The organism is Micromonospora sp. NPDC049366 (genome assembly GCF_044466625.1).
Lineage (GTDB): Bacteria > Actinomycetota > Actinomycetes > Mycobacteriales > Micromonosporaceae > Micromonospora.
Genome location: NZ_JBITMV010000039.1, coordinates 1 through 21,910 on the forward strand (window position 1 = coordinate 1; position 21,910 = coordinate 21,910).

The following is a 21,910-nucleotide window of genomic DNA, read 5'->3' on the forward strand; positions in this document are numbered from 1 at the left end:
CGCCGCGTGGTGGTGGGGGGCCGGTGCGGGGTGTGTTCCGGGGTTCGGGTGGGTTGCAGGGTGGGTTTGAGGGGTCGTTCTCGCAGACGCGGTTGGGGGTGCGGGATGAGGTGATCGTGGGGGTGGTGTCGGGTCGGGGGCGTTTCGATGGGGAGGTGCACCTGTCGGGGGTGTTCACCCCAGCCACGGCCACGGACGGTGGTGCCGGCGCGCAGTCGCGGCCCGCCCCGTCGGGCGCGGCCTCGGTGAACACCGGTGGCACGAGCACGGGCGGTGCGAGCACGTCGGGGTCGCGCGGTGGCCCCACCCCGCCTTCGGGCCCGGTGCTGGGGCAGGAGCGGGTGGCGACCAGCCTGACCGTGTCGCAGCCTACGGTCGCAGACCGTGCGTCCCCGCGGTCAGATGACAATCCGTCCGACGAGGACACCGCCACCGCCACGGCCGTCAACGGCCGGGATACCGGCTCCCCGCTGGTGCCAGAGCACGACATCGCGCCACCGACGGTTCCGAGCCCGGTGTTGAGCACGCCGCTGGTGGTCTCGTCCGATCAGGTGCCTCCGGCGGACACGCTCACGCCCTCGCTGTTCGGAGACCGCGGCATCGTCGGCCCGCCCCCGCTGCCCGGCGACAACGCCGGCGGCGGCACGTCCGACGGGCTGCGCCACAGCGACGGCGACAGCAGCGACACGTCCGACAGCGACACGTCCGACAGCCTGCGCGACGACGGCGACACGGCCAGCACCCACACCGACCTCACCGATCCAGACACCGACCCGGGTAAACCCGACGGCCTCAAGTCCGACCTGCGTACACTGCTCGGCCTCGACCCGGGCCCGAAGACCAGGCCCGCCGAGGTCAACCCGTTCGACCCGAGTACGAAGTCCGGACTGGACCAGCTGGTCCCGCAGGCGGTCGCGTACCACCCGATCGTCTTCACAGCGCTCACGCCCGACGGCCGGTCACCGGACCGGAACGGCGGGCCCGCCGGCCGCACCGGATCCCAGCAGTCCGGCCGTGACGACGATCCGGACGCGGCGGCGCCACGCGACCGCGCGGTCGCCCTCGGCAAGAAACGAGCCGACGTCCCCGACAACGTGGTCGAGCAGGCCGAGACACTCGGCGGGGAAGGCTACCCCGAGTCCGGTTGGGATCAGGTCGGCCGCGATTTCCGGCACGTCGGCGACGGCGTGCTCGTCACCGCCGGCGGCGAGCTGCGCGCGCTCGACGACGAGCTGCGGGCGGAGCCCGGCGAACCGGCGACCCTGCTGAGTGCCGGGCCCGACGGCCTCAGCTTCATCTCCTCGGACGGCTCGGTCGCGCAGGTGCCGGTGCCGGTGCCGTCCCGGCAGCCCGAGGACCGGGCACGCGGCGGGCTGCGCGACGCCGACCTCGACGCGATCCTCCTGCCGGAGGGGCACCTGCTGCGCAGGGTCACGGCCGGCGTCGCACTCTACCGCTCGTCCGAGTCGTACGAGGCGTTCGCCGAAGCCGAGTTCACCCGTCCGGTGGCCAACCGCACCACCCTCGTGGTCGGCACCGGCGTCACCGTCGAAGCGGTGCGGCGCACCGTCGCCGCGCTGCCGGAGCACGTCGGCCGGCGCCTGATCGTCCGTTACCTCGACGGGCCGCAGATCACCACCGAGCACGCCACGGACCTGGCCGCCCGCGTCCTCGGCGAGTGGCGCGGACCCCTGGTGCTGCCAGCCAGGATGTTCGCCGGCCTTCCCGACGCCTCAGAACGGGTGATCCCGGTGGACGCGCAGAGACGCCCCACCTTCGCCGAGTTCGCCACCGAGTACGACGTCTACCCGGCCGACCGCCCGCCGCCGCAGCAGCCGGGCGTGCTCGGCATGACCAGCGGCGACGGGATCTGGCGGTACGGCGTCGCCGACGGCTGGGTCGCCGAGCAGACGCCACACGGCGTCTGGGTACGCCCGACGGACCTGCCGCGCGGCATCAGCACACCCCGCCAGGCGTCCGAACGCGCTCCCGCCGGGGTTCCCCGGGTGACCGTCGGGCTGCCCGGCACCCCGGTGCCCGACGCCGTCCGGAGCCGGGTCACCGCGCTCCTGGCCGCCCTGCCCGGCCCTCGGCCCGACCTGCGCGTGTTCGGCATGTCCGGCACCTGGCAGCTGTGGCTCACCGACGCGGCGGTGCAACCCCGCGCCGGCGGCCAGGTGGTGCGCGTACCCGCCGGGCTGTACCTGCACGGCGGCACCGAAGTGCCCGCCGACGTCCGCCAGCAGCTCGACGCGCTGCCCCCGTCCCGCAACCTGCTCCGGCTGATTCCCGACCGCGACTTCGCGTCGCCGGACGCCCTCAGCGGCTACGTCGCGGGCCTGCCCGACCAACTGCGCGGACGAACCGTGGTCGACCTGCGGCTGGCCGATCCCGGCCGGTCGCTCGCCGCCGCCCGAACACTCGCCGCCGAGGTCGGCCTGCCCGTGCTGGTCGACGCCGGGCAGGTCGGCACCCACCCCGACCCGGCCGACGCGGTGCCCGTGGGAGCCGACGGGCGGCTCACCTTCGCGCCGTACGCGACCTCTTTCGTCGTGCAGCCGCCCGGCACCCGGCCGGCCCGCACGGTGCCCGGCGACCTGACTCCCACGGCGACGCCCGGCACATATCAGCTCACCGACGGCTGGGTCCTGCAGGTCCTGCCCGGCGGCTTGTGGGCCCGCCCCGTGGACGTCCCGGCCAGCGTCGCCGCCGACGTGGCCGACCGCCTCGGCACACCCGGCGGTATCAGGCTGTCCGTCGGCGCACCCGGCACGGTCATCCCGGCGAACGTCACCGATCAACTGCGCCAGACCCTCGGGGTGCTGCCCCCGGAGACCGCCGCCCGGCTCGCCGTCGACAACCTCGACCCGGCTCAGATCTTCACCGTGAACCGACCCGCCCCGGCCGCGGCTTCCACCGGCACCCCGGCCCTGGACGGCGCGTCCACCCGGCCGGCCGCGGCCGGCGCCGCGCCACGTCCCAGCGCCACGCGGCTCGGGCCGGGCCGCCAGCTCTTCCGGCGCGATCCGCGGACCGGCCGCCTCGACCTGGTCACCCTCGTCGCCCGGGCAGTGCCCGCCTTCCCCGGTCCGGGGCACCGCCTGGGCGGCCCACCGGCTCGCGACGCCGACCCGTCCGGCGGTGACGGGACGCGGCGACCGGACGAGGCGGCCCCTGGCACCGCCGCCGACCCGCGGCCCGAACCCCACGTCTACTTCGAGGTGGACCCGGTCACCATGCAGATGACGCCGGTGCGGCTCGACCCCGAGGACACGGTGCGATCGGCACGCGCCGCGTCCGGTGTCGACCTCGTGGCGGGCGGCGAGCGGGTCGTCGTCCACGACGGCGCCACCGGGGTATGGAACGTCATCAGCGTCCCCCGACGGGACCTGGACATCGCGACCGGCCGGACCGCCGAGGCGGGGCGGCAGCTCCTGCGCCGCGACCCGTCCGGAGGCATCGCCCTGCTCACCTTCACCGCCCCGGCGCGGCTGCGTGCCGAGGCGGACGGCAACAGCTACCGCTTCGTCGGCGACGACGGCTCCGTCTGGCATGACGGCACCCCCGAGGGCGACGCCACCGTGCAGCCGCTCGGCGGCGCCGGCGCGCGTACGGCCGCGCTGGTCCGGGACGGCCAGACCGGGCTGTGGCAGGTTGTGCCGACCCAGGACTCCCAGGCCGACACCGCAGCGGCGCCGGTCTCCGTCAAGGCGCCCGGCGGCATGCTGCAACCCCTGCCGCCCAGCCCGACACCGCCACCTTCACGGGTCTCCTACCTGCGATTCAGGCCCGGCTCTCACCCCGCCGACCTCGACACCGGCGGCCTGGCCCCGTCGCCGCTGCGGGTACGCGGCGTGGACGTCGTCGAGGTACGCCTCGCCGACGGCAGCGTGCGCACGCGCAATTACACGCCCGCCACCCGCGCCGAAGAGGAAGGACTCGCCCTCACCGAGGATGAACAGTCCCTGATCGCCCGGAATCCGATCGACCCGCGCGACCTGACCCACGACCCGCTCACCGGGCAGCTCATCATGCGTGAGACGGTGTCCGAGGGGAGCGCCGGCGGCGGGTCGGGCAACGGCGGGCCGCCCGGAGGTCGCCGCCCACCGGGTGGCGGCACTCGTGACGGGTCCCGGCGGGGCGGCGGCCAGGTGCAGGTGCAGCGCCAGACCGTGCTGCTGCCGGAACGGGTTCGCGAGGCCACGCCACCGCCGAACCGGAACCGCGGCGACCGGCCCCCGGCCGAGCTTGCCCTGGACGAGCTGGGTCCGCTGACCCCCGGCGAGCAGCGCATCGCCGCCGACACCCGGGTGCCCGCACCACAGCGGCTCAACCAGATCCGCAACCAGCGCGTCTGGGCCCGCCAGGCCCAGGGGGAACTGACCGTGCTCCAGCAGCAGTCCCTGCTGCGCCCGGGATCGCAGCTCGGCTCGGTGGAGCGGCAGGCCGCGGTGGACGACGCGCTCAGCGCCGTGCATGCCGAGGCCCCGGTGTCCCCGTTGCCGCTGCGCGAGCAGGTCGAGCAGGCGATCGTCCTGGCAGAGCTGGGGACGGGCCACCGTGCCGCGGCGCTTCGGCAGGTGGCGGTGAACGCGACGCTGACCCGGCACCGCCTGGCCCCGATCACCCTCAGCGCCGAGCAGCACACCGCCGCCGACGTCGCGAACAGAGCCCGGCTGGCGCAACTGGCGCAGCTGCGGGAGCGGCTCACCGCCGACCCCGCAGCCCGGCTGACCCCGCAGGAGGCCGAGGTCGTGCGCACCACGCTGCACGATCCTGCGCTGCCCGACCGCCTCGTACTGACCGCCGAGCAGCACCGGGAGGCCGCCCGAGGCGAGGTCGCCGCTCGCACCGACCGCATGGCGGACCTGAGGCGCCAGGCCACCGGCTGGTCGGTGCCGGAGCCGGCGCCGCCCACCGGTCCGCAGCCGCTGGGCGGCGTGCTCGCCCCGACCGCCGTGTACTCGGCCGTCGACGCCTTCCACGAGTTTATGTACACCCAACGCGGTGCCACTCCCGGCTCCCTGCCCGGCACCGCCCGGGTGTGGCAACGCCTGGCCGACCCCGACTCGGGCCGGACCGCTGACTCCCCGCCGCCGAGCCTGGCGTCGGCGCGCCCGGCCGGCCGGCGCGAACTCCGGCCCGTCACCGACGACCTGGTGTGGCAGGCCCAACCGGCGGACCCGGTGCTCACCCCCGAGGCTCTGGCCCGGCTCAACCAGCACCGCCGGCACGTCGCGACTCCACCGGCCGACGCCGACGTGATCAGCGTCGCGGTCCTCGCGGCCGTGTACCACGGCGCGGACGGGCTGCTGCCGCTCCTCGCCCGTCCGCGCGCCGTCTGGGCCGAGACCATCACCGGCATGCTGCTGACGGACCGGGCGCACGGCGGCGGTTCATGGCCGGCGCTGAACCTGCCCGACCCGGACGCCGACACGGTCCGGCAGGTGCTGGGCTGGCTCTCCGACGGCCTGCCGCTCGATCGCATGCCCGCGGCGCTGCCCGGCCGCTCCCCGCGCCAGGTGGTGCTGGGCCTGGTGGCACACCTGCTCGGCCGGCCGATCGAGTTCGTCGGCGGCGACGGCGGCAGCACCCTGCTCGGGCCGCCCGCCTCGGCGGACCTGGCGCCGATCGTGCTCGTCGAGGACCGTGCCGGCACCACCCTGGCGACGGTGCCGTTCACGGCCGCACCGGCGGTGCTGTCCGCCAACGGCGGTGCTCGCCTTGTCACCCCGGGATTGCTGGACCGGTCCACCGGCATGCTCGCCGACACCACGGCGTTCACCGAACTCGACCATGTGCTGCGCGCCGTCTCCGGCCGGTCGGACCCGGTCCTTCCGGCGCCTGATGTGCTGGCGGGACGGCTGCTCGACGCGCTGACGCCGGACCGGCAGCCGCCGGCCGGGCCGGGCCTCGCGCCGGTGCTGCGCGACGTGCGCGAGGCGCTGCGCCAGAGCCCGCCGCCGGTCGATACGGCCCCCCGGCTCTGGTCGGAGGCGCCCTCCAGCCCGGCCGACCCCGCCGCGTTGACCGCGGAGCACGTCGCCGCGCTGCGGGAGCGAGGGCTCGCCGCGCTGGAGAATCACGCGGGACCGGAGTCGATCTTCGAGGCGCTGCGCCAGGAGGACCGGTACGGTGACGGCCGCCTGGCCGGGCTGGGGAGCAGCGACCCGCAGCGGCTGCGGTCGGCGTTCGCGACGCTGCTGCTGGCCGACCTGGCCACCGCCGGGACGGCCTGGCCGCTGCTCAACGCCGACCCGGACGCGCCCGCCGCCCGGCGGGATCTGCAGGTGTCCTGGGTGGAGCAGCTCGGCATGGTGGGGCAGCCCCTGCCGCCGCTGGCGGACATCGGCACGGCCAGGATCGTCGCGGAACTGTTCGGGGTCCGGGTGGTGCTGATACGGCCCGGCGGTGTGCTGGAGGTGGCCCCGACCGGGGCGGACCGCGCGGCGCTGCCGACGGTGCACCTGGTGGTGACGGTGAGCGGCCACACGATGGCGGCGGTCCCCGTCGCCGAGGACCTGACCGGCAGGGTGGTACGCCCGCAGCCGGCGAACGCGGAGCCCAGCCCGCCGACGTGGTCGCCGATCCCCGACCCCGTAGCGAGGGACGACGGCACATCCGCGAGGGACGACGACAGCGCTTCCGGGAAGAGCGACGACAGCGGATTCAAGCGCGAGGACGAGGACGGCGCCAAGCGGGAGGACGACAGCGCCTCCAGGCAGGAGGACGAGGACGGCTCGAGGGCCAGGGACGAGGATGTTGCCTCGAAAACGCCCGATCACGACCCGGAGGCCGTGACCGCACCTCCCGTCGTGGCGGCGTCCCCGGAGGTCGATCCGCACACCTACAGCATCGGCATTCCGCGGTCCGGGCTGCCGCTGGTGGCGGACCTGGTCCGGTCGCTGCGCCGGGAGCCGGGCCTGCACGACGTCACGCACGCGGAGTGGGAGGCACTCCCGCAGTTGCTGCTCAGCAACTACCGCTACCTCGTCACCGACGGCTACGTGGTGACGTTGGGCAGGGCCGAGGTCAAGGTCAGGCTCGCCCTGCGTGATGCGAGGCGGCTGGACAATCCGGCCGGTTCCTACGACCGGCCCGCCCAGGACCCTTCCAGCGACGACCTGGAGGGTCGCCATACCGTCGGCCAGGGCCGCTACCACGCCAACCAGGCCACCAACGGCGTGTTCCAGACCGGCGCCCACTCCCAGGGCCAGTCCGGCCAGGGCGGCGCGCTGCGGCTGACGCTGTCGGCAGGCTTCGCCCTGGGCCTCGACCCGGCCGTGGTGCAGGTGGCCAAGGTGGGGGTCGCTATCTCGGGCCAGGCCAACGTCACCAACCGCAGCACCGGATACATCAAGGATGCCGAGGTCGGCCACGTCGAGGACACCCGGGCCGACTCGGTGCTGTTCTCGCTGGACGCGCGGTGGCACTACGACCTGCGCACCGATCGCTCCCGGCCGTGGGATGCGGGCCGCGAGCGTGAGGTCGAAGCCACCTCGGACGAGCAGCTCATCCTGGCTGTCGCCGAGCACAACCTCCTGCAGGCCGGCCCGCAGGTGCGCGCCGGCAGGCCGCGCGACACCGGGCTGACCGACGAGTTCACCGCCAACGCCAAGCGTGTCCCCGTCACGTTCTATGCCTCCTCCATCACCGGGCTGCCGCAGCTCGCCGACGGCATCGTCGGCAGGCTGCAGGCCGGCGGCCTGGCGATGCCGCTCGGCGGCGACACCCGCAAGGAACTGCTGCAGAAGCTGTCCAACGTGGATGCACACTTCGACACGGCGGTCAACCACCCCGACGGGTACCGGTTCACGCTGCACGACAGGGGCCGGGTCGTCGCGCAGGTCACCGTGCATGCCGAGCGGCTGGCCGAACCCACTGTCCGCGTCGGCAGCACGACCGACAAGGCCCACGTCGAGCGGGTCGCGACGGCGATCTCCGGCAACAGCGGCGGCACCGCCGTCAGGAACACCAGCGGCGTACGTGCGGGCGTCGACGTCGACGTGGTCCCGCTGCCCTGGCTGAGCCTGGGACCCAGCGCGTACGTCGGGATGAACTGGCACAACTTCGACAGCGCGCGGGCCGGCCGGGCAGGTCTGTGGGTCCACGTCTCCCGCTTCACCGGGCCCACCAGCGCCCACCACGTCAAGTTCCGGTTTCATGCCAAGGTCGCCGTCCGCGACCGGCCCGACGACGCGCCCGCCGAGACGGCTCGCGTCGACGGCAGCGCCGTGTTGCGCGTCGCCGAAGCCGATGCGTTCGCGCACGGGCTCACCGTCGATCGGGAGGCGTTGCCGCAGGCGGTGCGGGACACGCTGCCGACGACGGACGGCGTGCCGACCGTGCCGTACGACCCGGGCTTGCTCCGCTCGAACGACGCCGCGCCGAAGGACCTCCCGGGTTCGGTCCCGTTGCCGCCGTACGTGCTCGACGGCCACGGCATCGGACAGGGCCTGGTGCGCATCGACGAGTCGGTCGCCACCGGACTGCGTGACACCGTGCTGGCGGAGCTGCGCTTCACCGGCTTCGTTCCGCCGGACGCCGCGCGCCCGTTCCACGTCCGCCGTCAGGGCCGTCAGCGCAACCGCGAGACGGGTCTGGACAGCCAGCTCGACAACCTGGAACTGACGCTGAAGATGGTGTCCGAGAGCGGCATCAACTCCCACTACAACACCATCCACCAGGATGGGCTCACCTTCACCCTGCGCCATCGCGACACGCGCGGCCGCGTCCGCAGCGCTCGAGTCACCCTGCACGCCACGCAGGACCTCCGCACCGGCGAGAACAGCGACGGCGCCGAGTTCTTCGTGAAGACGAGCTCGGATTACCACACCGTCAACCTGGCCATGGGCATGGACACCATGGGGTTCGGCGTCGGCGGCGGCCGTGAGCTGGTCGTGGGCCTCAAACTCAAGGGCGGCGTCAAGGACGCGCCGACCACCCAGTTCCTACGCGGGGGGCCGGAGTACCAGCGCGGGATCAGCGCCAACCAGAGCGTCGGTTTCCTGTCCAACCGGCCCGAGCTGCTGGAGCACCCGGGCCAGGTCGACGAGGAGCGGCTGCCGAGCACGTGGCGTGCCAAGGTCGAGTACGACGACGGCACCCGCGAGTTCGTGTCGCCACCCGTGCTCGGCTCCGCGACGGTGCACCTGTTGCGGCCGTTCAACGAGGCGCTGCGGCCGTCGCCCGCGCCCGCCCAGGCCACCGATCCGAGCGTGCTCGACGAGGCCGTCATCGTGTACCTCGACAGCACCGGCGTGGTTCCGCTGCTGCGGCAGATGATGCCTAAGCTCACCGGACCCGGCCGGCCGGCCGACGAGGAGGTGTCCAACTTCGGCGGGACGATCAGCGTCCACGCGCACGCCAAGGAGATCGTGCAGGGCCGGTACACGACGGACACGCTGTTCGAGTCGCACCTGTTCGCCGACCACCACGGCGGCCTGTCCATCGCGGGCACCCTCGGCGAGAGCCGGTACATCGGCGCCACGCCCGACAAGTACGTCCTCGGCCTGATCAAGCTGCAGTTGACGGAGGCGTCCCAGGCGACGTCCGCCAGCCACGGCCTGACCATGGAGACCCTCAGCTGGGGACTCAGCGGTAACCTCGGTGACCACTCCAGCAACGGGCTGTCCAACCTCGGCGGCGATTACGGCTCCAACCAGCATTGGGGTGTCGCGACGTCGCGCAGCAGCACGCGGACCGGCGGCAAGGAGTTCCTCGATCTCGACTTCCACCTCGGGATCGCGTTCGAATCCGACGTCGTCTTCCGCCTGGACGCGGTGACCGAGGACCGAGGCAAGGTCGTCGAGCACCTGCCCGGTGTCGGCACCCGGGTCGAGACGAGGCACCTGCCCGACAGGAGTGCGAACCCGGACGACAAACGCAAGATCGTCTTCGTCCTGGCCGAGCCGAACGCGCTGGCCCTCTACGGCGAGGGCAAGGTGGCGCTGCCCGACGACCAGCTGCGGGACTCGCTGGGCCGGTGGCAGAAGGAGGAGGGCGAGAAGGGCGGCCTGCTGCTGCCCAGCGACGTCGTCGCGCGGGTGCTGCTGCGCTGGCAGCGGGACGCCGTCGCGGCGGTCGCGGGCACCGACCCCGCGGACCGCGCCCTGCGCGAGAGGCTCGCGGAGAAGCTGGCGACCCGGCACAACGACAACACGCGTACCACCTCGGTCATCGAGGCCCACGTGCGCGCCGACTTCCACACCGTGTTCGGACAGACCCTACGGGATGCGGCCGAGCTCAACGCGTTCGAGAACATCGGGGTGCCCGAATATCTCACTCGGCCGGGACCACGGGCGCTGGGCCACGCCGCCGTCATCTCCGCCAGGCTCGACCCGCCGGTGAAGGCGACCGATGGCAGCGCGACCGATGGCGGCAATGCCGATGGCGGCATTGTCGACCGTGGCAGGAACGACCCGTTCTCCTTGGTCTACGAGGCCGTCGAACGCGCCGCCCCGGGCCTGCTCGGGCGGCGCCCCGAGGTGTGGACCGAGCGGCGCGGCAACATAGGCCGACTGCAGGGTGGCCTGGATGCCCTGCAGGGCATGCTCGCCGGGGGCCGTGACCACGCCCTGATCGAGGACATGATGCATACCGGCGGCATCGAGATCTACCTCGTCAACCCGGTCGGCTGGGCCAACGCGGACGTGGTGAAGATCAACTTACGTTTCGAGATCACCGGCGAGCCGCAGGTGCTGGCGCGTCTGGACAGTGACGGCATCGAGGTGTACGACCACGGGTACGTCATGGACGGCACCAGTGAGAGCCGCGACGGCTCGCGGTCGTACTCGCTAGGGCTTGGATTCGGCGGTGACAAGGGCAGCGGCGGCGGCCCGTCGCTCGGCGTGGCCGAAGGAAACGTCCGGCGCACCGGCCGGGGCACCGTGGGCACGACGGAGCAGACCGTCTACGACTGGAGCGGTCACTACGTGATGCAGGCCCCGCATCTGCTGACGGCCACCGTGCACAGAGTCGACATGGTCGGCCGCCTCCTCAACAGGCTGACGATGCGCGGCTACCGGCGGGCGACCGGCCACGACGTCCCCGTGACCGTGCAGCGCAGCGGCACCCTGCGCCTGAAGATCCCCCGCGGGCTGGCCGAATCGCCGCCGATCGCGGGGCCGTCCCGGCTGCCCGATCTCGTCCCGATGCCGCCGCTGCCCGGCGACGCCTACCTGACCGCGGTGCTGCTCGACGACGCGTACCCCGTCGCCCGGCGCGTCCTGGAGCGGGCACTGGGTCCTGGCGTCGACAGCGACGGCCGCCGCGGCATCATCGCGCTGCCGACGCTGCTGTCCCGCAGCCACCTGAAGAATCACCTGGCCGAGGCGTTGCGGCCGCAGGGTTACCGGGTGGCGGACAACCTGTTCCTGCCCGGCCACTCCGCCGCGCAGGCCGCCCTGGACATGCACGCGGAGATCTTCGAGATGGAGATCATCTCCGAGATCGTCAATGCCACGGGCACCGGCCGCTACGCCAAACACCAGACCGGCACCACCGCGAGCACCTCGGGCAACCAGTGGGCGCCGTCCATCGCCGGCGGATTCGGCCAGGACAACGTGCTCAGCAATCCCGCGAACCTGAACAACCCGTGGGGCACGCTCAGCGAGGGCACCGGCGCCGCCCGGCTCGCCCCGCGCAACCAGGCCGCCGCCGGCACCGGCAACTACCGGCGCGAGCAGCACCTCAAGCAGCAGGGCCCGGTCTACCTGGTGCGGCTGCGGGTCAAGGCCGAGTTCACCGCGCACCGGTTCCACCAGCACATGGTCGGCCCGCCCACCGCCACCGGCACGTTCCACAGCGACCCGGTCACCGGCGACGTGTACGCGGAGATGCTCGTCGACGAGGTGCGGGAGTGGCAGCGCCGCCTCGAGCAGCGCAAGGCCACGGCCGAACGGTCGCCCGACCCCGCCACGTGGGCCGCCGTGCCCGCCGCGTCGCCTCGCGAGAACCTGGACCGGCACCTGGTCGACGCGGCCCGGACCGGGACCACCGCCCGGCAGGCCGGCGGGGACGTCGTCAGCGCGCTGCGCGACCGGCTCGGCGCCGACGCACCCCGTCCACGGTGGACGATGCGGCCCACCCCCGACAACGCGCGCGACACCCGGCCCGTCGTGCTCACCACCAGCGAGGCGGTGCGGGCCCACGACACCTACCGGGCCGTGCTCGGCTGGGCGCAGCAGCACTCGCTCGGCGACCGGATGCTCGAACGACTGAACCAGGCTCGCGCGGCCGCCGAACCGCTCCGCGGCGACCCCACCCGGCAACCCGAGCTCGCCCGATTGAACGAGGAGATCGCCGACCTGGAGTCGGACCTGCGCGAGTTCCGGTCGTGGTCGGAGCAACCCCCCGCCCCGAACCCGATCACCGCCGGACGGAAGGCGGTGGACGTCTGGACCCGGCGTACCACACATCTCGTCAACTGGGTCAACAGCCGACCGGAACCGGGCGGGGCTCCGCTGGGCCCGCACCAGCTGCCACCCGAGGTCTCCGTGCTCGCGCTGGACCCGGTGCACACCGGCCGCCAGATCGCTCACGAGCTGGGCCGGCACGTGCTGCTGGAGCACACGGCCGCGGACGGCGCGATCACCCGCCACCGCATCGACCCGTCCGGACGGACCTACCACGCCACGGCGGACGGCCGGCCGGAACCCCTCGCGGACGCGGTCGCGCGGCTTCCCCGGGAGCTTCGCGACGACCTGGTGCTCTTGGACGATGGCGTGCTCCAGGACCTCTACCGCGACTCGTGGACCGCGCAGCAGACCTTCGAACAGGCCGTGCGGCAGCGCGTCGCCGAAGAGGGACGCATCAGCGAGCTCCGCCGGCTCGCGGACCGGGTCCTGCGTGGGCGTTCCGCCGCAGAGGTGCAGCAACTGCTCGACGAGGCCGCGTCGATCATGCGGTACTGGACGCTCGGCATCACGTACCGCCGGATCGCGGACTACCACCGGCACGTCGACGACAATCTCCCCCTCGTCGAGCAGGTCGTGGCGGCACTGGGTGGCACCGGCCCGCTGCTGGAGGTCGCCAGTGCGCTCGCCGTCAACAGGGCCGCCGCGGTCTACCGGGCGCGACAGATCGGCGATTCGCGTTACCCGGCCCGCTTCAATGAGCCGGCAACGGCGGCCGAACACGCCGCGCCCGTCGACGGACCGCCCAGCCAGTCCGTCCCGCCGCCGGCCCCCGCCGAAGGCCACGCGACCCGCGGAACGCCTGCCACGACCACGGCCCCGCCGATCCTGCCGCGGGTGCCGGTGATCTCCTGGAACTTCGACGGACTGACGACCTGGAGCGCTTCGGACACCTCGACCGGCGACGGCTCGACGCGTAGCCAACACGCGACGGCCCGCGGTGTGCTCACCGATTCAGCGTCGGCGCCGCCGGCCGACGGCGATGGAGCCCGGACCGTCCCACCCCGGCACGCCGCCGTGCTTTCACCGCCACCGGCCGGGGCGATCGTCGAAACGCGGCTGGTCTTCCCGACGGCCTTGGACGACGCGGCGACGGACCCGGACGCCGCACCGACCGCGTCCGCCACCGTGGAGGACACGTCCCGGTCGGCCTCGCCACTGATCCCGACGATCCTGCTGAACATGCCGAGTTCGACGGTGAGCGACGTCGGGCACGGTGGGGACCAGTCCGCCCTGCCCGATGGCGCGCACGCGCAGGGCGACCCGGCGGAAAACGCGTCGAGCCTGCCCGATGGCGTCTACGGGCAGCTGACCGACGCCGGCACGCCCGATGCGACCCTGCACACCTGGCATGTCCCCGACCGGCCGTCGGTGCGCGCGCTCTTCTCGGCGCAGGGTGATCCCGTCGTCCCCCCGGACCTCGCCGCGCAGGTGAAGGCCCTGGAGCCGATCGAGGGCACGTCCATCGTGCTGAGCGCCCCCGCTACGCCGGCAGTCGGCCTGATCACGGCCGCGGTCCGTGCTGCCGCCGGCGACGGCGGCCCGGCCCCGCGGGTGGTCGTCATCGCCGTCGACCGCGCTGACGGGGAGCTGTCAGATCAGTTCGCCGAGCTGTCCGAGAATCTCCGGGACACCGTGTTCGTGCTGGCCGGCTCATGGTCGGTTCGTGGCGGGGTGCTGCACACGGCCCCGCAGCCGCGGGCGGCGGCGTGGGCCTACGACGCGGGAGAGGCCAGACAGGTGGGCTACCGGCTCGGCTCGGTCGAACTGGCCCGGCAACGCATCACCGCGGTCAGCGGCCGGCTGGACGACCTCGCCGACATGATCAGCGGCCTGGCACAGGACACGCCACAGCCCACGTCGTTGGCCGGTGAACTCGCGGACCTGCGGGTGGCTGCGGCGGCCGCCCGGCGCATCCCGTCCGCCGCATCGGCCGGTGACCTGGAGGCGCGGGCGGACAGGCTGGCCGCGCGGGTCGTCGAGGCCGCCCGCGACGTCACCCCGGACGCCAGCCCCGCCTACGTCGGCGCGGCCGCCGTACAGCACGAGTTCCGGCCCGGCTACCAGCGCCTGACCGAGCCGGACGCGCCGGGTCGCGCCGTGTACGGCTGGCGTTCGCCTGAGCATCCGTCGGTGCTCGTGCTTGTGCCTGGTGAGGGGGGGCCGTCGGGGGTGCCGGAGTTGGCGGAGCGGGCTGCTGCTGTGGTCGCGCCGCCGGGCACGGTGGTGTTGTTGGCTGGGCCTGATGTGACTGCGGATCAGGTCGCGGTAGCTGCGGCGCGGGCTGCGGCGCCGGTGGGTGGCCCGCCACCGCGGGTTGTCGCGGTGGCGAGCGCCGGGCCGGGTGTGGTCGGTCGGTTGCGGGAGGTGTCGCGGCGGTATCGGGATCAGATTTTTGTGGTTGCTGCTGGTGGTTGGTCGGTCGCGGCCGATGGTGTGGTGCAGGCGGGGGTGGGCGGTTCTGGCTGGACGGCGTATCGGGCGGGCGTGGTCGTGCCCGGTGGGCCGCAGCGCGGTCTCGTGCCGGGGGCAGTGGCGCGGTTGCGTGTCGCCGTGGTCGAGCAGGTCCTGTCGGATCTGGACGGTCTGGCGCGGCAGTTGGTCGCGGCGGACCACCTCGTCGCCGGGCAGTCCCTGAAGTTCGACGTCGATGACGCGCGCCGGAACCTCGAAGCGGCGGCACGCGGCGACGACCGTGCTCTCGCCCGCATCGAGGACGCCGTGGCCGCGCTGGTCGAGGGGGCGGAGACCAAGGGTCTGCACTGGTTTCTCGGCGGCGCGCGCATGGCGGCGGCGCAGGCACAGGCCGGGGTGGTGCTGCACCGGCTCGCCGGGTCCGTGTCCGGGCGCGAGCACGACAGCGTCGTCGAGGAGGTCGACGGACTTCTCGCCGAGCTTTCGACCGCGCCGCTGCGACAGCGCGCCGAGATCGGCCGGCGGCTGGAGGAGAGGATCAGTTCCCTCAGCGAGATCACGGCGGCGTTGACCCGGGACGTCGACACCGATGCGGACGTGGCGAACCTGCTGACCGTGCCGTCGTCCCGACCCGACGCGACGGGTGGTGTGGGGCGGTTGCGGTTGCTGGCGGGGGCGTTGGGTCCGTATCGGGGTGAGCCTGATTGTGTGGTGCGTCTTGGGCGGCTCGCGGATGGCTTGTATGGGCCGGTGCGGGCGGTGGATGACACCGTGTTGGGGGTTGTGCGTGCTGAGGATGGGTTGGTGGTGCGGTTCGGGGGTCGGTGGACGGCGGTGTCGTCGGTCGGTGTGGTGGTCGAGGCTGTGCGTGCGGCGGGGCGGGGTGCGTCGGGGTTCGTGACGGCTGCGGCGCCGGGTGTGCAGGGGCATGGTTTCCTGTTGCACCACGATTCTGACGGGTTGTTGTGGTGGGTGGAGACGCAGGCCGGGCAGGATGCGCGGGTCAGGTCTGTGGATGAGGGGTCGCCGTATCCGGGGGTGGGTGTGCGTGCCCTGGTGGTTGATGGTGGTGGCCGGTTCGTGGATGTCGAGGCGGGAACCGACCGGGTGGGGGCGTTGTTGGATCCGCCGGCCAGGCGCGCCAACGGCATGTCAGGTCTGCAGCCTGACGACGGGATGAACATCGACGCGGCCCCAGACCATCTCCAGGGATTCGTCTCGGCGAACAGGGGCCGGCAGACCCGGCACCGCCGGATGGCTGCGGAAGTCGAATTCGTGCCGGCGACCACCTTCGAGTCGCAGAGGTCGCAGGCCGAGCCCATGCCAGGTGAGTCGTCGGCATCCGCGACCGAGGACCAAGCGTCGAAGGATCTCACGGGGCATGGGTCACCACTGCTGCGGCGCTTCCGGGTAGACCTGCCGTCCACAGGCCTCGGGTCCAGGCCGCCCTCGCTACCTGAGATCGATGTGCGGCAACTCGCCGAGAGGGTCGAACACACCCGGCGCTCGATCTTCAGTGAATCGACTGATGGAACGGGAAGCGCACTGCGACCCGTCTCCGCTCCGCCATCGCACGCCTCGGCCCAACCGTCGACGGCTGCGGCGTCGATCGATGAGCCGGCTGCCGGCTCCTCGTCAATGGACGTGTCGGTCGACGACGCGTCCGTCGACGGCGGGCCGGCACCGTGGTACATCGGGCGCGGTGCCAGCGGCGCGTTCCGGGTCCAGTCGGCCGGCTGGGAACGGGAAGCCGCCCTCGCCCAGGAGATCGCGGTAGCCCTGCCCGTCCTACCGGCAGAGCTACCGAGAGGCACCGACGCCGAGGAGGCGACGCTGCGCCAGGGGGTGCAGGACCGACTCGCCGCACTGCTCCGGGTCGAACGGGCGGCCGTTGACGCCCCGCCGGACGCCGCGGCCGAACCCACCACACCGGACGACATCGACGCGAGCACCATCGCCGAGCGGGCCCTCGGCGAGGAGAACACCGAGAAGTGGGACGACCTGCTGCGCGAGGGCTGGATCGGGGTGATCGCCGACCGGGTGGTGTGGATCAGGCCCAGGTTGCACGCGCTCAGGGCGATGGCGGGGGACGCCTCGAGCGGGCTCCGGCTCGACCTGCCCGGTACGTCGACCACGAGCAGCATCAGCAGTCGACGGCAGGCGGTGCCGCGTGGCATCGCCGGAACGTTGGGCACGGTGGCCACCATGGCGGCCAGCTTTCTCTCTCCGCCGCTCATGCGCCCGACGACCAGCAGCACGGAGCACCGTTCGACGGTCGAGTCGTACGCGATCATTTCGGGTCGGAGTGTCCACGCGGGTATCGGAGCTCGATTCGCCAGCGGAGTGGCCTTCGAGATCTCGGTGGACGGCGTCCCGTGGGGCGAGCCGGTGCCGGTGCCGGCCGAGCGTGGCCTGCTGATCGTCGACCTGCCGGAGCAGGGAACCAGCCAGGATGTCCGACTGCGCGACACACCCCTGGTCGAGCCCGCCGATGGAACGCGGCGCGGGGCCGCGGTCGCCCGCGCGACACTGACCGCGATCACCTTCGCGGATGTTCAGCGACACCTGATCGGGAGACTGCGGGAAGGCGGCCTTCCGGCCGCTTCCACCGCGGAGATCGTGCGGCAGGTGGCGAGCCAGCGGCTCAACGAGCGGACGGCCAGCGAGCGTAGCCGTTGGCTGCTCAGTGGCGCGGACAGCACTGGCCTGCTGGTGGTGCCGGTCGAAGGGGGACGACAGTTCCAGGGCAACGTCGCCATCCAGCTCACCTTGCGGGAGATGCAGCGTCTCGGTGAGACGCCGAGCGGCACGGTCCAGGACGATCTGGGAGTGGTCCGCGGCGCGTCGGCGGGCTGGGACACCTCGTCCGACTTCACTGTCAGCGGGACCGCGGGGATCAACGCCGATGGTGCCGGCGGCATCATCGAGGGTGGCTTCGGCCCGCAGGTGAAGAAGAAGTGGGGACGGTCGACGGCGCAGGATCTCAGCATCGAGGGCATGAATCGCACGCTGCTCAGCCGGATGACACCGCAGGTCCGCTACCGGGCGGCGGTAACGGTGCAGGTCAGCGTCGCGTCGAGCACCCACCGGCTCGGCCCGGTGATCGCATCCGCCGAGGCCGAAATCAGGGTGCCGGCGACCGATGCGGACGCCTTCGAGCGGGCTCACCTCGGCGCATCGATCGGTACCGGCGCCGTTCCGGTCCAGTTCCGGCCACTGATCACGCCGATCCTGGAGGACGTGCCCGCACCGTTGACCGCCGACCAGGTCGCCCAACGGCTGGGCCCGCCTCGCCCGGACGCGCCCCAGGTCCGCGCACCGTACCGGTCGGTGGGGTCTCCGCGGCCCGACGAGCCGCTGATCCTGGCCGCGCGCCGGGGCGACGGTCCCGGTACGACCAACAGCCTGCCGGGTGCGTCGCGCGTCGCGCCGCTAGTGCTGGCGGCGCTGCGCACCAAGGTCGATTCCGCCACCGCGCCGCATCCCGCCGAATGGGGAGGGGTGCAGCGCGGCGTCTACCTCCACTACGGGACGCCCGCGCTCGAAGGCAACCCCGGACGGCTCCGGACCGGCGTCTTCGCTGCCTTCGAGATCGGCGGTAAGCGCTATTCGGTGCTCGTCGTCGGGCATCCGAGGCAATGGCTCGACAGCCGGTCGTACCAGATGACGATCAGCAACGAGACCATGCGCGCGGCCGGATCGGGTGTCGGGGTCACCGTCACGCAGTCGGCGAGTGCCGGCCTCGCGGCGGATTTCGCCCTCACGGGAAGCGATGCCATCGCACTCCCCTTCAGAGCGCTGCAGGCCGACGTGACGCTCGAAACGAGCACCGAGCGCTCGCCGTCGCGGGTGGCCCGCAGCTATCGGCGTGCGACCACCAGCGGCATGGCTTGGGAGCACACGTACGAGATGGTCTACGAGGTCGTCGTGCGGCCAGACGGCGGCGAACGGTCGACGTGGCTGATCGACGGGCCGGACGTCCAGCAGCAGGTGGTCGTAGCCGACGAACACCTACCCCGGCAGCCGATCACCGCAGCGGAGGCGGCAGCGGTGCAGACCCGGATCTACCTGCCCGGCACGTCGCCCCCGCCGCTGACCGCGCCGCGGGTTCCGCTCGACACCTTCGGCGTCTCCGGGGTGTTTCCACGCTTCGCGGATCTGCCGGAGCTATCGGCGCTGGTGGCCCGCCTCTACGGAATGCTCCACAACCGTCCCGGGGACTGGCATCGGGAGCCGATGAACTGGCCCGAGACGGTGTGGAAGCTGGGGGTCTCCACCGAACTCGACGCCAACCTCGCGGCCCTGACCAGGCGTGACTCCTCGTGGTCGGTGTCGCTCGGGGACGTGGACGGTTGGGAGTCGGCGGTCGAGATCTCGGCCGTGGTATCCGCCCCGGCTCACCTGTGGCACAGCGAACGCATCGTCCTCGAGCAGTACTCGCAGCTGGATGCCCACTTCGACGTGATCCGAAGGGCGGAACTGGTCCGCTCAGCCGGCACCAGCAGCACCGTCGCGGCACAGATCGAATCGTCCGTGCCGAACTCCTCCACTCTCGGCTTCTCCGACGACGTGTCCCGCGACCGGGCCACGGCCGAGGCGGTCAGATCTGGTAGCAACAGCATCACCGGCGCCACGTACGGCGGTGTCGTGCGGGCCTACCGTGCCGGCCGGGTCCGATTCGCGGTGCGGCTGGTCCGATGGAACGCCTCCACCAGCGCGGACCTGCGGGCGACCCTGGACCTTGAGCACGGTTTGGAGCTCTTGGTGCCGGATCGGATCGCCACCGATCTCGACCTGCCGAATGCGACCGCGGCGATCCAGCCGGACGGGCCCCGGCGGGTCGAGGTGGACCAGGTGCTCGGCAGCGCTGCGGGCCGCTTCGAGCGGTTGCGCGCGGACGGCCTGCTGGAGCAGATCCGCGCCACGCTTGTCGAGCGAGACCTCATTCCGCGCCACGACGAGCGGCCGAACGAGTTGTGGCGGGCGATTTTCCGGGCCTTCTCCTCGGACGCGCTCGAGTTGCGGGCACCAGCAGATCTGTTCGGTTCGGGGGTGCACGGCTGGTTCCTGGCGCCCGGAGCGCTGAACGGGGTCGGCTTCGTCTTTGTCCGGATCGTCGGGAAGCTCGGTGCGCCGGAGTCGGACCTGAGCCGACCGGAGACGAGCCTGACCGTCCACGACGAGGCGATCGACTCCGTGCAGGAGAGCGAGTCGTCGGGACGGTCTGCCGAGGGATGGCGGTTCGGGTCGGCCTGGGATTCGGTCGACGGCGCTGGGCGTGGCCAGCGGAGCAGCATCCGGAGCGTCTTCCAGTACGGCACATCGGGCTCGTACGAACAGAACATCCCCGTCACCTTCACCGTCGAGATCGGCTATTCGAACCAGTTGCCGGAGGTGTTGCAGACCATCGGGGCGGCAGCCCGATCGGTGGTTGCGGGCGTGGCGGGCTGGTTCGGAGCCGACCAGAGGGTGCGCACCGTCCTCGACCACCAGCCCTTTGCCTGGCGGGATGAGCGCGTGGTCGGGGGCGGGTCCGTTCGCCGGTTGCTTCCGGTTCACCTGACCAGGCCGGCAGGGATCGAGAGGTTCGACCGGTGGAAGCTCCTGGCACGGCTACCGGGGTCCGACCCGCGGCCGATGGACGCGCCACCGCCGCCCGCCTCGTCGGACGGGAAAGCCCCGCCGGGCGGACCGAACCTCAACGCGTTGGTGGCCAATGACCGGACCTTCGTCCCCGTGGGTTTGCCGACCGCCCGCGAGATCGGGACCGGCCTGCTCACGGCGCTCAACACGCCGGCGTCGGGGCTGGAGGCGACGAACCGGGGCGCGGACGCCGCTGCCGTGCCGCAACTACTCCAGGGCAGCGACCCGCAGTCTCGGTTGGCGCGGTTCCTACACCGACACCTGATATCCGACACCGGGTTTGCGCTCGGGGACGACCTGGTCGACCCCGCGCAGTTCATCGATGAGCGACACCTGCGGCCCCGCCTGGCACAATTGCTCGCCCACCGGTACGAGCTTCCCGGAACCGGAATCCGGCTCGGCGTCGTCCTCACTGAGATGTCGCAACTGCTCGACGCGGACGAGCAGCCGCTGCGGGCAGAATTGGATGGACGTGGCTACGGCCAGCGAACGACCATTCCGGCTGACCGCCAGGCTGGCCTGTCGAGGATGTTCGCCCCCGAACGAGACCTGGGTCGCGGGTTGGATGGGACCGTGCCGCGCCGCCCGGAGGATCGGGCGGAATACACGTACTACCGGTACGGGATGACCGTGGTGGCGTACCTGCCGAACGGGCAGGTGGTGAACGTCGCCCATCCGCAGGGTCTGTACGGCATCAGCCGTCGGTCGCCGGACGAACTGCTTTCGGCCAGCGATTCCCGGTGAGAGCGTGTGGGTGCGCCGGCGCAGTCCGGTCCGGTGGATGCCGGGCGGGTGGAGTTGGACCGGCGGTTGGTCGGCGATGGCCCTGCGGCAGGCCCCGGGTGTGATGCTGTCTGCGAGCAGATTCGGCGGCACCTGCTGAACGTCCCTGAGCCGGTTCTCATCGTCGGTGACGTCAGCAGCTCCCGCCGGTCCTGAAGCGGCTGGTCGCGCGGTTGGGGCCGGTCCGGCTGGAGGCCGGTGGGTCTCCCGACGGGCAGTCATGGTGGCGGCTGAATCCACCGCCATGGCGCACGTACCCGGTGCCGGAGCGTGCCCCGTGAGACGGGGGCGACCTGAATGACGCCGCCGCACGGCGTCGCGACAGTGACGGCTCGGCTGGCCGAGCCGTTTGCCGTGCAGACCCGACCCGGTTCACGGGTCTGTTACGAAGCCTTTACTCTGTCGCATCGCCCGGCCGTGGCCTGGTGCGTAGATGCAAGTGGAGGTGTGCCTGCGGGCGGTTGGCTCTGGGCTTGTGCGTTGTGGGTCGCTGGTTCGGCTCTGTGGCTGGCGGTGGCGTCGACCACTGTGGATTCGATCGTGGTGGCGTGTGTGGGTGGGGGTGGGTGACCGGTGGGTATGGAGGTTCCGGATTGGGTGGGTCGGTTCTTCCTGGTGGTGACGGGGGAGTCGTGGCCGCAGGCTGATGAGGA

Annotated in this window: 1 protein-coding gene; it reads left to right on the forward strand. The window is 72.5% G+C overall.

Annotation, left to right across the window (positions count from 1 at the left end):
• Window positions 1-473 precede the first annotated feature (473 nt).
• Complete coding sequence (locus ACIBTV_RS30715; protein WP_396710572.1) at window positions 474-21,218, forward strand: hypothetical protein; 20,745 nt, start codon at window positions 474-476, stop codon at window positions 21,216-21,218.
• The last annotated feature ends 692 nt before the right edge of the window (window positions 21,219-21,910 follow it).